13 protein-coding genes are annotated in these 12,477 nt (G+C 71.1%); 6 read left to right on the forward strand and 7 right to left on the reverse strand.

The features are described from left to right. Positions 1-54 precede the first annotated feature (54 nt). Together P2T37_RS03130 and P2T37_RS03135 are read left to right on the forward strand one after the other, a co-directional pair. Positions 55-795 carry a DUF1405 domain-containing protein gene (locus tag P2T37_RS03130; RefSeq protein ID WP_276235302.1) on the forward strand — a complete coding sequence of 247 codons (741 nt, stop codon included), beginning with the start codon at positions 55-57 and terminating at the stop codon, positions 793-795. A gap of 25 nt (positions 796-820) precedes the next feature. Beyond that, positions 821-1,039, forward strand: a complete 219-nt coding sequence (locus P2T37_RS03135) for a hypothetical protein (protein WP_276235303.1) — start codon at positions 821-823, stop codon at positions 1,037-1,039. A 6-nt stretch (positions 1,040-1,045) separates the two neighbouring features. Here the strand turns inward: P2T37_RS03135 and P2T37_RS03140 are convergent, their stop codons facing one another. The 4 genes from P2T37_RS03140 to P2T37_RS03155 all read right to left on the reverse strand — a co-directional run bounded on the left by P2T37_RS03140 (position 1,046) and on the right by P2T37_RS03155 (position 6,659). Further along, positions 1,046-3,664: a valine--tRNA ligase gene (locus P2T37_RS03140; protein WP_276235304.1), complete on the reverse strand. Its 2,619-nt coding sequence runs from the start codon at positions 3,662-3,664 to the stop codon at positions 1,046-1,048. Between the two features lie 189 nt (positions 3,665-3,853). Beyond that, the gene (locus P2T37_RS03145) at positions 3,854-4,753 is read right to left on the reverse strand and encodes an HFX_2341 family transcriptional regulator (protein ID WP_276235305.1); all 900 of its coding nucleotides are present in this window, start codon (positions 4,751-4,753) and stop codon (positions 3,854-3,856) included. A gap of 158 nt (positions 4,754-4,911) precedes the next feature. Then, entirely contained in the window at positions 4,912-6,411 is a 1,500-nt protein-coding gene (locus P2T37_RS03150) for a sodium:solute symporter family protein (RefSeq protein WP_276235306.1), read from the reverse strand. Further along, positions 6,408-6,659: a DUF3311 domain-containing protein gene (locus P2T37_RS03155; protein ID WP_276235307.1), complete on the reverse strand. Its 252-nt coding sequence runs from the start codon at positions 6,657-6,659 to the stop codon at positions 6,408-6,410. Before P2T37_RS03155 ends, P2T37_RS03150 begins: the two co-directional genes overlap by 4 nt. Positions 6,660-6,874: 215 nt before the next feature. Between P2T37_RS03155 and dnaG the strand changes: the two genes are divergently transcribed. Next, complete coding sequence (dnaG, locus tag P2T37_RS03160; protein WP_276235308.1) at positions 6,875-8,206, forward strand: DNA primase DnaG; 1,332 nt, start codon at positions 6,875-6,877, stop codon at positions 8,204-8,206. Here dnaG and P2T37_RS03165 read toward each other — a convergent pair. Both P2T37_RS03165 and P2T37_RS03170 read right to left on the reverse strand, forming a co-directional pair. Beyond that, positions 8,186-8,623 (reverse strand): GNAT family N-acetyltransferase, encoded by a 438-nt coding sequence (locus P2T37_RS03165; RefSeq protein WP_276235309.1) that lies wholly within the window; start codon positions 8,621-8,623, stop codon positions 8,186-8,188. The two genes, dnaG and P2T37_RS03165, sit on opposite strands and share 21 nt — an antisense overlap. Next, on the reverse strand, positions 8,620-9,975 hold the full coding sequence (locus P2T37_RS03170; RefSeq protein WP_276235310.1) for a DUF92 domain-containing protein: 1,356 nt from the start codon (positions 9,973-9,975) through the stop codon (positions 8,620-8,622). Before P2T37_RS03170 ends, P2T37_RS03165 begins: the two co-directional genes overlap by 4 nt. A gap of 89 nt (positions 9,976-10,064) precedes the next feature. Between P2T37_RS03170 and P2T37_RS03175 the strand changes: the two genes are divergently transcribed. Continuing rightward, positions 10,065-10,673 carry an undecaprenyl diphosphate synthase family protein gene (locus P2T37_RS03175; RefSeq protein ID WP_276235311.1) on the forward strand — a complete coding sequence of 203 codons (609 nt, stop codon included), beginning with the start codon at positions 10,065-10,067 and terminating at the stop codon, positions 10,671-10,673. Here the strand turns inward: P2T37_RS03175 and uppS are convergent, their stop codons facing one another. Continuing rightward, entirely contained in the window at positions 10,674-11,585 is a 912-nt protein-coding gene (gene uppS / locus P2T37_RS03180; RefSeq protein ID WP_276235312.1) for a polyprenyl diphosphate synthase, read from the reverse strand. Positions 11,586-11,673: 88 nt separating this feature from the next. Between uppS and P2T37_RS03185 the strand changes: the two genes are divergently transcribed. Continuing rightward, a complete protein-coding gene (locus P2T37_RS03185; protein ID WP_276235313.1) occupies positions 11,674-11,868 on the forward strand; it encodes a cold-shock protein in 195 nt (64 codons plus the stop codon). A 148-nt stretch (positions 11,869-12,016) separates the two neighbouring features. Next, on the forward strand, positions 12,017-12,421 hold the full coding sequence (locus P2T37_RS03190; protein ID WP_276235314.1) for a DUF5778 family protein: 405 nt from the start codon (positions 12,017-12,019) through the stop codon (positions 12,419-12,421). Positions 12,422-12,477: the final 56 nt, after the last annotated feature.

The raw sequence follows: 12,477 nt of genomic DNA on the forward strand, positions 1-12,477 counted from the left end.
GGGCGACGCGGCCGGCTTCGGGGCGTTTTTGCCCTCGCGCGCCGACCCCGGGATATGTTCGAGCGGCTCGGCCGACGCCTGAACGCGCTCGCGGCCCGGTACGTCCCCGGCGGCGACGACCCGATACCGGACGCCGACGCGCTCCCGCGCTACCTCGCGCCGCTCCCCTCGTGGCTGGAGGCGTTCGGCCTCCGCGTCGTCTGGCTCGTCGTCCTGACGAACCTCGCGGGCACGGCGTTCGGCTTCTGGTACTACCGCTTCCAGTTCGCCGGCACCGAGCCCGTCATGTGGGCGTTCGTCCCCGACTCCCCGCTCGCGACGCTGTTCATCGCGCTGGCGCTCGCGGCGTGGCGGCTCGGGAGGCACTCGGAGTACCTCGCGGCGCTCGCCTTCTTCGGCTGTATCAAGCTCGGGGCGTGGACCCCGTTCGTCCAGCTGTTCGTCAACGGGCAGGGCGCGACGCCGACGTGGCTCTACCAGTTCCTCATCTGGAGCCACGCCGCGATGGTCGTGCAGGCGTTCCTGCTCCACCGTCTCGCCGACTTCCGGGTGCGGGCCGTCGCCGTCGCGCTCGTCTGGTACGGGCTCAACGACGTGGTTGACTACTTCGTCCCCGTGGTCGGCGAGCCACACCACACCTACCTCTCGGGCGAACTCGTCGGCGGCGTCCTCGACCACACGACCACGGCGCACGACCTCGCGGCGGCGTGTGCGGTCGTGTTGACGATGACGTGTGTGTTCCTCGCGCTGGCGACGCGGGCGTGGAAGCTGCGTGACAGGCGGCCACAAGCGTAATTCGGGACGCGGCCGCCCCGTCGGTATGGCCCTCGACATCCCGATACTCGCGGTCGGGGCGGCGTGGCTCCTCCTCGGGAGCGTCAGCGTCCGTCGCCCGCACGACATCTACCGACGGTTCCGACCCGACGTGTGGGCCGACGCGACCGTCCGCCGGCGCGACCGTAGCGCCACCCGCGTCAGGCGGTTCGGCTACCTACTCGCCGGCTGCGGGCTGGGCGCGCTCGCCATCCAGTTCGTCTGAGCCGTCTCAGCGGACGATGACGACCGCGTTGTCCGTCTCGACGAAGTCGCCCTCGCCGGCGAACGTTCGCGCCTCCTCCAGTTCGAACATCTCCGCGTCGAGCACCTCGTCCGCGACGTGGAGCCGTCCGTTCGAGACGGCGAACTCGCCGGCCGCGATGGCCGCGTCGAGGTCGCCGACCTTGCTGCCGTACTCCGGGCCGACCAGCGAGTAGTCGAGGTCGACGCCCGTGACCTCGGTCGAGAGTGCCGGCGCCTCGTCGAGCCGTTCGAGCGTGCCGACGTGCATCGCGCCCGCGACGGCGTCCTCGAAGCCGCCGATGTCGCCGTACACCGCGACCTCGTCGAGCGGCGCGTTCAGCGCCAGCCCGTTGTCCGTCTTGTAGCCGCGCAGGGCGGCGATGACTTCGAGGGCCGTCTCGCCCGCCTCGCGGTCCGCCTCGTAGCCCGACGGCTCCGGCCAGTCGGCGCGGTGGACCGACGAGTCCGCGTACAGCTCCCGGTACAGCTCCTCCGTGATGTGCGGGAGGAACGGCGCGAACAGCTTCAGGAACCGCTCGTGGGCCGTCCGGAGCGCGAACGGCGTGGAGTCGGCGTCGGACTGCTTCGCGATCTCGAGGTAGTCGTCGCAGAACGTGTTCCAGAAGAACGCCCGGAGCCGGTCGCGCGCCTTCGAGAACTCGTAGGCCTCGAAGTGGTCGGTGACCTCGCGGGTCAGTTCGTCCAGCGACGCCAGCAGCCACTCGTCCATCGCGGCCAGTTCGTCGGGCTCCTCGGGCGACTCATCGGCGAGCGAGCGGACGAGCTTCGAGGCGTTCCAGAGCTTCTGGAGCAGCTTCTCGCCCGTGACGAGGTCGTTCTCCTTGAACGGGAAGTCGTCGCCGACGGCGGTTCCGGCCGCCCAGTAGCGGGTGGCGTCGACCGGGAACTCGTCGAGGACGGCCTGCGGCTCGACGACGTTCCCCTTCGACTTCGACATCTTCTCGCGGTTCTCGTCGAGGACGTGGCCGTTTATCATCACCGCGTCGAACGGGACCTCCCCGGTGTGTTCGTAGCACTTGACGACGGTGTGGAACAGCCAGAAGGAGATGATGTCGTGGCCCTGCGGCCGGAGGTCGAACTGGTACAGTTCGGGGTGCTCCATCGTGTACTCCTCGGCGTCGTCGTCCCAGTCCCACCCGGCGTTGACGAGCGGCGTCAGGCTCGACGTGGCCCACGTGTCGAAGACGTCCTCCTCGGGCGTGAACTCGGAGCCGCCGCAGGCGGGACAGGCGTCGACCGGCGGGTCGTCGGAGAGCGGGTCGACGGGCAGGTCGGCCTTCTCAGCGAGTATCGTCTCGCCGCAGTCGCCGCAGTACCAGACCGGGAACGGGATGCCCGAGTCGCGCTGGCGGGAGATACACCAGTCCCATTCGAGCCCCTCGACCCAGTGTTCGTACCGGGTGAGCATCTTCTCGGGGTACCAGTCCATCTCGCGGCCCGCCTCCAGGTACTCCTCCGTCCGGTCGAGGACCTCGACGTACCACTGGTCGGTGACGCGGAACTCGATGTCCGTCCCGCACCGCTCGTGGACCTGGACGTCGTGGACGATGGCCTCGCGGGAGACCAGGTGGCCCGCCGCGTCGAGGTCATCGACGATGGCCTCGCGGGCCTCGTGGGTGGACATGCCCTCGTACTCGCCGGCCTCCTCGGTCATCGTCGCGGACTCGTCGATGGCGACCCGGAGGTCGAGGTCGTGGGCCTGGTACCACTCGATGTCCGTCTGGTCGCCGAAGGTACAGCACATGACGACGCCGGTCCCCTTCTCCATATCGACGCGCTCGTCCTCGTAGACGGGGACCTCGTGGCCGAACAGCGGGACGCGCGCCGTCGAGCCGGGGAGGTCGTCGGTGCGGTCGTCGTCCGGGTGGACGAACATCGCGACACACGCCGGCAACAGCTCGGGACGCGTGGTGGCGATGGTGACCTCGTCGCGCGGGCCGTCCACGAGTTCGAAGGTGATGTCGTTGAAGTGGGCGTCCCGCTCGGCGTCCTCCGTCTCGACCTGCGAGATGGCGGTCTCGCAGTCGGGACACCAGATGGCCGGCGCGCGCTCGCGGTACTCGCGGCCCTGCTCGTAGAGGTCGACGAAGGAGAGCTGCGAGAGCCGCTGGACGCGCGGCTCGATGGTCTTGTACGTGTGGTCCCAGTCGACGGAGACGGCGAGCGACTGCATCTCCTCCGTGAAGTCGGCCTCGTACTCGCGGCAGACCTCGCGGCAGAGCTCCTGGAACTCGCGGCGCTCGTAGTCCTGGTGGCGGATACCGAGTTCGCGCTCGGTCAGTCGCTCGGAGGCGATGCCGTTGTCGTCGTAGCCGAACGGGAAGAACACGTCCGCGTCGGCCATCCGGTGGTAGCGGGCCGCGAAGTCCTGCAGGGTCGAACCGTACAGGTGGCCCATGTGGAGGCTCCCGCTGACGGTCGGCGGCGGCGTGTCGATGCTGTAGACGGTGTTGGGGTCCTCGGCCTCGTCGCGGTAGGCGTACGTCCCCTCGTCGAGCCAGCGCTGTTGCCAGGTCGGCTCGACCGCGTCGGGGTCGTACGCGCCGGCGAGGGGGTCCTCCTCGGTCGCGTCGGGTGTACTCATTGTGTGGGTGGAGAGGTGTGCGTCGCTTAGGCTGTTCGGAAACGGGACGACGGTCGGAAGGAAGTGTGTGCGGCCCTACGAGGGGCCTACGACGGCGCGGACCGCGGGCTCCGCGGGAGCGAACCGGGGCGAGAGCGCGGGCATGGAGGCAAAAAGCCGTGCGGGCCGCTTAGGCGTTTCGTCGGCGTGTCACTCCCCCTCGCCGTCGGCGGTGTGGGAGCGCACCCACAGCTCCCCGATGCGCGACAGCCGCGTCCGGTAGGACTTCCCCTGCTCCTCCTGCTCGATGTACCCCTTCCCGCCGGGACCGAGGCGGTCGACGTTGTAGATGACCTTCGAGCGGAACGAGTCGGTGTACTCCTCGCCGAGTTCGCGCGCCAGCGTCCCCGCGAGTTCCGAGACGGACTCGAACTCCCCGTGGTCGCCCAGCGTGAAGAGGATGAGCTCCTCGAACGGCTTCACGTTCGAGAAGGAGGCGACCGGGAGTTCGACGATGTGGCTCCCGCCGAGCTCCTTCGCGCCGATGGTGGTGCCGCGCTCGTCGAACTCCGCGAGGAGGTCGCGGGCCGCGTCGAGCCGCTCGGCGACGCGCTCGTCGTCGGCCTCGCCGTCAAGGACGTCCGCGAGCAGGTCGGCGCCCGCCCGGAGTTCCTCCGCGAGTTCGGTTTCGAGGTACTTCTCGGGGGCCGTGTAGTAGGTGTGGACGCGGTCGCGGTCGTCGGCGCGCTCGACGGCGATGGAGTGGGCCGCGGTGGCGAAGGCGAAGGAGACGACGCGGGGCATCGAGGAGACGTTCACCCACACCTCGTTGCCGGCGTCGAGTTCGGCGTTGATGAGGTCGAACGCCTGCTCGAAGGCCGCGCCGTAGTCGTACACGTCCGCGACGCCGTACCGCTCCGTCTCCGCGCCCAAGAGATTGCGGAAGTCCTTCTCCAGTTTCGCGCCGAGGTTCCGCGAGTACTCCACGTTCGCCTCGCTGCCGACCGCGCCCTCCAGGAGGACGACCCGGTCGACGGTGCGGCGGTCGCGCACCAGCGGCGCGATGAGCCGGTCGTAGTCGAACCCGACCGGGACGATGTGGGTCTGCATACCCGCAGGTGTGTGGTACGGGGGATAAAGACGGGGGACCGCCGGCCGCGAAGGGGGAAAACGGGTAGGGGGGTTCGGCGCCCGGCGACTCCCCGGTGACAGTAGCGCGCGCGGCGATATGAGGCGTCCGCGGTCGTGCGCCGTCGCCGCCCGCGCCGTCAGTCGGCCCGGACGCCGAACTTCGCGGCGTTCTCCTCGGGGGCGTTCGTCGTGAGCGCCGAGACGCCGACCGTCACGAGGAGCGAGGCGAGCATACACCACAGCGCGAAGTCCCACGTCAGGTAGGTGTCGCCGAGCAGGGTCGTCCCCATCACGGTCACCGAGGGGACGAACACGTGCGCGAGGTACAGCGCCTGCGAGGCGACCACGCCGGTCAGCATCCCGGTACGGGTCGTGCCGGACCAGTAGAGCGCACACAGGAGCGGGAGCGTGACTTGCGCGTACCCGCCGAAGGCCGTGTCGCCGACGGTGATGATGGCGTCGAGGCCGCCCCCCTGCGCGAACAGCGAGGCGACGAACGTGCCGACGGCGAAGGCGGCGACGCCGACCCGGGCGACCCACGACTCGCGCTCGTCGCCCGCGTCCGGCGCGACGAACGGTCGGTAGAGGTCCCGCGTGAGGTACGACGACCCCGAGAGCAGCATCGAGTCGGAAGAGGACATCATCGCCGCGAGCGCGCCCGCGACGACGGCCGCGGCGAACCACGCCGGGGTGTACTCGTTCAGCAGGACGGGGAGGACGTTGCTGTTCTCGGGGACGGTGATGCCGAGGCCGACGGCCCACGACCCGAGCAGGAACGCGGGAACGAACAGCAGGAGGACGAGGACGGGCCACAGCGCGAACGAGCGCTTCAGCGTCTCGACGCGGTCGGCCATGAAGAAGCGCTGGTTCACCTGCGGGAACGCCGCGACGCCGAAGGCGATGACGACGGCCGTGCCGACGACGTACTGCACGGAGTAGAGGCCGCCGCCGAGCGCGGCGAACTCGGGGTTCGCCTCGGCCATGCCGGCCGTGAGCGCGCCGATGCCGCCGGCGCTCGTCGCGATCCACCCGACGGCGAGCCACAGCACGCCGAGCATGAACACGCCCTGGAGGGTGTCGGTCCACGCGACGCCGCGGAGCCCCGAGAGGGCGACGTAGCCGACCATGAACACGGTGATGAGCGCCGCGCCGGCCCAGTAGGGGACCGCGCCGTCCGTGAGACCGACGACGGCCGTCCCCGCGCCCATCTGCTGGAGCATCACGTACGGGAACAGCCACAGGATGGAGACGCCCGCGACGACGCCCCGCAGGCGCGTCGACCCGAAGCGGTCCCCCAGCATCTCGCCGAGCGTCACGTAGCCGTGTTCCTTCCCGACGAGCCACTGCTTGTAGCCGACGACGTACCACAGCAGGGCGAACAGGACCCCGTCCATCAGCCCCATGACGAGTATCCACTCCGGCCCGGCCCAGAAGGCGACGTTCGGGCCGCCGAAGAAGGTGAACGCCGACAGGAGGGTCGCGAACGTCGTGAACAGCAGGACGACGGTGCCGAGCGTCCGGCCCGCGAGGTAGTAGTCCTCGGCGCGGCGGTCGGTGCGCCGGTAGGCCACGACGCCGACGGCGAGCGCGACGAGGAGGTACGCGCCGAGCACGCCCAGCTGGACGGCGAGGCTCACGGCTCCACCCCGTCGTCGCGCGGCTCGACGCCCAGTCCCCACGCGTAACGGCCGAACGCGTAGAAGACGGCCGACGCGAGCAGCATCCAGCCGATGTGCCACCACAGCCAGACGGGAAGCCCGTACGCGACGGCGTCGGAGCGCCACAGGAACCACGGGACGGCGAACAGGGCCACGGCCAGCAGTGCGGCCCCCCACAGCGCCGCGGCCAGCGGCGAACGTTCGACGGTTCGTGTCTCGATGGACATCTCTGTTCGATACCAGAGTGTCGATAGCCTAAGTGTTGTCGTTCGATTGCTCGATAGCCCGTCTCGAAGAATAATCCTCTTCGATACGACCCTGTGGACGACGCGGACAGATGCCGACGGTGTCGGTACGGTTTTCCGCCCGCAACGACTACCGGAGGTGGTCGCGCTCGCGCGGCCGCATCACCATTCACGCCCCCACCGGGGCACATCACATCATGCAGGACACAGCGAAGTACCTCATCCACGCGGACATCACCGCCGACGGGGTGGTCGAACGGTCGGACGTGGTCGGCGCCGTCTTCGGGCAGACCGAGGGACTGCTCGGCGACGACCTCGACCTCCGGGACCTCCAGGACTCCTCGAAGGTGGGACGCATCGACGTCGAGATAGACTCCGCACACGGACAGTCGTTCGGCGAGATAACCATCGCCACGTCGCTCGACAAGGTCGAGACGGCCATCCTCGCGGCCGCGCTCGAAACCATCGACCGGGTCGGCCCCTGCCGGGCCACCATCGACGTGGAGACGGTCGAGGACGTGCGCGCGGCCAAGCGACGCGAGGTGGTCGAGCGCGCCACGACCCTCCTCCACGACTCGTTCGACGGGAGCGTCCTCTCCAGCGAGGAGCTGGTCGAGGAGGTGCGCCGCGCCGTCCGGGTCGAGGACATCACCGAGTACGAGGGCCTCCCCGCGGGGCCGCGCGTCGCCGACTCCGACGCCGTCATCGTCGTCGAGGGGCGGGCGGACGTGCTCCAACTGCTGAAGTACGGCATCAAGAACGCCGTCGCCGTCGAGGGGACGAACGTCCCCGACGCCGTCGCCGACCTGAGCCGCGAGCGCACCGTGACCGCCTTCCTCGACGGCGACCGCGGCGGCGAGCTCATCCTCCGGGAGCTCGCGCAGGTGGGCGAGGTGGAGTTCGTCGCCTTCGCGCCCCCGGACCGCTCCGTCGAGGACCTCGACCGCGCCGAGGTGATGGCCGCGCTCCGCGAGAAGGCACCCTACGAACTCGTCGCCGGCGAGGACGACCTGGAGGCCGCGCGCGCGACCGTCGCCGGCGGCCGGAGCGAGCCGGGCGTCGATACCGCGGTCGTCCCCGAGCCGGAGGGCGAGGCCGACGACGACCCCGACGCCGAGCCGGACGGGACGGCCGAGGAGGAGGAGGGGGCAGTGGCGGACGACGAGGCAGACGAGGAGGCGACCGACGAAGCAACCGACGAGGCAGCCGACGAGGCAGACGACCCTCGAACGCTCGGCGGCCACGTCGACGCGGTCATCGGCGCGGGGTCGGGCCGCGCGCGCCTGCTCTCGGCCGACTTCGAGACGCTCGCGGAGGGCGACGCGGACGGCGCGTTCGAGCTGGTGCGCGACGCCGAGACGGTCCCCGAGACGGTCGTCGTGGACGACGAGGCGAGCCAGCGTCTGCTCGACGTGGCGGCCCAGCGCGGGGTCGGCGGCGTCGTCGCGGCGTCGGCCGGCGAGTTCGTCAAACAGCCCGCCAGCGTCCGGGTCCGGACCGCGGACCAGCTACGACAGGTCGCGGACTAACAGGACGCCGTCGGCGCCGTCGAAGCGGTCGGGGAGGTCGGCCAGTTCCCAGAAGCCCGCCGCTGTGTAGAAGGCGCGCGCGCCGTCGTCGTCGGCCGCGACGGTGACGCGCAGTTGGTCGTGGTCGTACCCGTCGGCGAGCGCCGCGACCAGCCGGCGGCCGTACCCCTCGCGGCGGACGCCCGGCGCGACGGCGAGTTCGGCGAGGTAGACGACGCTCGGGTCGGCGTCGCGCGCGCCCGGCACGGCGAGCGCGTACCCCACCACGCCGCCGTCGTCGGCCACGAAAGCGTCGCCGCCGATACCCCGGACCTCGGTGTCGAAGGCGGCTTCGAGCAGCGCGGGCGCTCGGTGGTCGAGCAGTTTCTGGAGTTCGCGGACGGCGGGGCGATCGGCGGCGGTCGCGGGGCGTATCACAGCAGCCACGAGAGCGCCCCGCACGCCACCGCGCCCGAGAGCGTGGCGAGGAAGTTCACCCCCTGATTTCCGACCCGACCCCCTTCGAGCGTCGCCCCGAGCAGGCTATCGACGGTCATCCCGACGAAGCCGCCGAGGACGACGAGCCCGGCCGCGACCGGCCCCAGCTCGAAGAACAGGGCCGCGATGCCGGCGATGAGCGCCGCGCCGGCGAGCCCGGCGACCTCCCCCTGCCACGTCACCGCGCCGTCGGTGCCCGGCTCGACGCGCTCGAACGTCGTGACGAGGCGGGGGGCGTCGAAGAGGCCGCCGAACTCCGAGGAGAACGTGTCGGCGAGCGCGGCGGCCACCGCGCCGGCGAAGGCGAACCGGAACACGGGGGCGTAGGCGGGAGCCATCCCCTCGCTGGCGGTGAAGGCGACGACGGCCGCGAGCGCCGCCGCGGAGTTGGCGAGGACGTTGCCCGAGCCGCGGGCGCCCTCGTTCGCCTCCGCGATGCCGCGGTCGGTCTTCTCGTCGTAGCGGTACTTCGAGGCGAGCCCCCCCAGCCCGAAGAACGTCACGAGCAGGGCGAACCAGCCGTAGCCGCCGAGGACGATGGCGAACAGCGCGAGCAGGACGCCGGTGAGCATCCCGGCGACGCTAGCCGTCCCGAGCGCGTACGCGACGTAGCCGAGCAGGACGGTGACGGCCAGCCCGACCCCGAGCCGCGTCGGCGGGACGGTCACCTCTAGCCCGGCGAACAGCCACAACACCAACGCGACGGAGACCGTCACGAGCGGGTCGTCGCGGGCGAACAGGACGGTCCGCAGCAGCGCGGCGGCGACGGCGGCCGTCGCGGCGAGGAAGACGAGCGTGGGCGCGGGAACCGCCTCGGGAGGGTAGGAGAGGTCCGTCACGCCGTAGCCCACGCCGAGCGCGGCGAGGCCGCCGACGAGCCCCCACGCGAAGCCGACGCCGGCGAACACCGCCGTCGCGAGGAACTCGTGGGGGCGGCGCGCCTCGACGACGGCCGCGCCGACCGTGCCGCCGACCAGCGCGAAGACGCTCACGGCGAAGGCGACGGGCGGGAGCGACGACCCGGCGGCGAGCGCGGCCAATCCCGCCCCGGCGAGCGCGAAGCCGCCGAGGCCGAACAGCCGCCCCTCCTCGTAGTCGGTGCGCCGCGCGAACAGGTCGAACAGCGGCCCGTCCGGCCCGGCGACGGCCAGCGCGAAGCCGGCGACGAGGAGGAAGGGGGCCGCGGCGACGACCGCGGCGACGCGAGCGTCCGGCTGCCCGGCGGCCGCCGCCGCGACGAGCGAGAGGACACCCACGGCCGCGAAGGCGGCCGCACGCCTCACGTCAGACACGGCCGTCGGTTCCCGCGACGCGCACTTAACCCTCCCGAACGCGGGCCCGAACCGCGGGACTTAGGCCGCCGTGCCGTCCATCGACCGGCGTGGGCCTGTACGACCGCTACCTCGCCGCGCGCCTCCGGGTCGCCGACGGGACGCTCCCCGAGCGCGTTGCGCTCGTCATCACGGAGCGCGACCTGCTGGAGCCCGGCGCGTACGACACCCTCCGGGAGTTCCTCGGGTGGGCGTTCGACTACGGCGCGGAACGCGTCACCGTCTCTGTGAGCGTACTCGACGCCGACGCCGTGCCGACCCTCCGGCGGACGCTGGACGACCTCGACGCCCCCCGCCCGGTCGCCGTCCGCGGCCCCGACGACGACGAACCCGCCGACGCCCCCGTGCAGGTCGCCATCGGCCTCGGCGGGCGCGAGGAGTTCGCCACGGCCGTGCGCCGGGTCGCGGAGGCCGTCGAGGCCGGCGACCTCGACCCCGACGAGGTGGACGAGGCCGAGATAGAGGAGCGACTGCTCCTCCCCGAGCCGCCGGACCTGCTCATCAAGACGGGCGCCGAGCGGCTCTCCGACTTCATGATATGGCAGTCCGTCTACTCGGAGCTCTACTTCACCGACGTGAACTGGCGCGACTTCCGGAAGCGCGACTACCTGCGCGCGCTCCGGGAGTACCAGGAACGACAGCGGCGGTTCGGGCGGTAGCTAGTCCGCGGCCCCCTCCACGCCCGCCTCTGCCAACTCCTCCTCCGAGAGCGACCCCCGAAGCCGGTCCAGCACGCGCCGGGCCTCCGGCAGGTCCGTCCCCCGGAACGAGGAGACGAGCGCGAGCGCCCGCCGGGCGCGCGTGCGCCGCCACGACTCCTCGCGGGCCTCGTAGGTGCGGATGGCCCGCAGGAAATCGACGCGGCGGAACTCCGGCCAGTACGGCGTACAGAAGAACACGGCGGCCTCGTTGCCGTTCGCGTGCCACGGCAGGAAGTTCGAGGTACGCTCGTCGCCGCCGGTGCGGATGATGAGGTCCACGTCGCGCGTCGGCCGGGAGGCGAGCCGGCGGTCCAGTTCGGCGGCGTCGATGTCGGCGGGCGAGAGTCGTCCGGCCGCCACGTCGCGGGCGGCGGCGCGGGCGGCGTTGAGCAGTTCGGCCCGACCCCCGTAGGCGAGCGCGACGTTCAGGCGGAGGTCGTCGTAGCCGCGGGTGCGGCGGTCGGCGTAGGCGACGGCGTCGCGGACGCGCTCCGGGAGCCGTTCCACCTCGCCGATGGCGCGGATGCGGACCCCGTTCTCGTGGACCTCGTCGCGGTCGGCGAAGCCGCGGAGCTTCGACTCGATGAGGTCGAACAGCGCCTCGCGTTCGTCCTCGGGGCGGTCGAAGTTCTCCGTGGAGAAGGCGTAGAGCGTGAGTTCCTCGACACCGAGGTCGCGACACCACCGGAGCATCGCCTCGGTGGTCTCCGCGCCGGCGCGGTGCCCCTCGGTCTTCTCCTTGCCGCGCGACTCGGCGTAGCGGCGGTTGCCGTCCTGGATGACGGCGACGTGGCTCGGCGCGCCCCCGAGTTCGCGCTCCAGGAGGCGCTCGTAGAGGGAGAGGGCACGACGGCGGAGCCACCCGGTCATGGTCGCGGGTGCGCGAGCGCCGACAATCAGTCTTGTGACCCGACTCCCCGGTGGATTTTTATACGAGAGTGGTCTCCTTCCGACTGCAATGGCGACAGGCAAGGTTGACTTCTTCAACGACACCGGCGGCTACGGCTTCATCGAGACCGAGGACTCCGACGAGGACGTCTTCTTCCACATGGAGGACGTCGGCGGCCCGGACCTCGAGGAGGGCCAGGAAGTCGAGTTCGACATCGAGCAGGCCGACAAGGGCCCGCGCGCGACGAACGTCACGCGGCTGTAAGGCCACGGTGTCACGACGGCGGTAGCGGTATCAGACTGCGGCGGCGTGTTCCTACGGCGTCGATACAAGCCTTCACCAGCGACGGCTCCGGCCCGCGCGACCGGCGTGCAATCGGTGGCTGTTTATCTGGCGGCGACCCAGCCGGCGTATGAGCGACGCCGTCGACGACGACCTCTACGAGCGGACGAAGGCGCTCCTCGAACCGGGCGACATCGAACTGAACGGCGTCATCGTCCACACGGACCTCACGGGCGAGGAGGAGCCGACGCTCCACCAGCTGACGCTCGACGTCGGCAACGTCATCGCCGAACACGCCGGCATCGAGCCGACGGACACCTACGTCCACTCCGGCAACGACGACCCGGACTTCGGGGTCAATCAGCACCAGGGACTCACGCTCGACGGCGACGGGTTCGTCTGGGAGTGCCAGCAGCTGATGCGCGACGGCACCTACGACGTGGTGTTCTACTACGAGGCCGACGCGGACCAGGACGGTATCGTCGCCGACCTCGAGGCCGACGGCCTGCGCGTCACGAGCGTCCTCGGCGACTGACCCGGGACCGCCCCGCGGCTCCCGCGCCGTTTATACGCGGGTAGCCCCCAGTTCGG

Origin of the sequence: Halosegnis marinus (genome assembly GCF_029338355.1) — an archaeon.
Classification (GTDB): domain Archaea; phylum Halobacteriota; class Halobacteria; order Halobacteriales; family Haloarculaceae; genus Halosegnis; species Halosegnis marinus.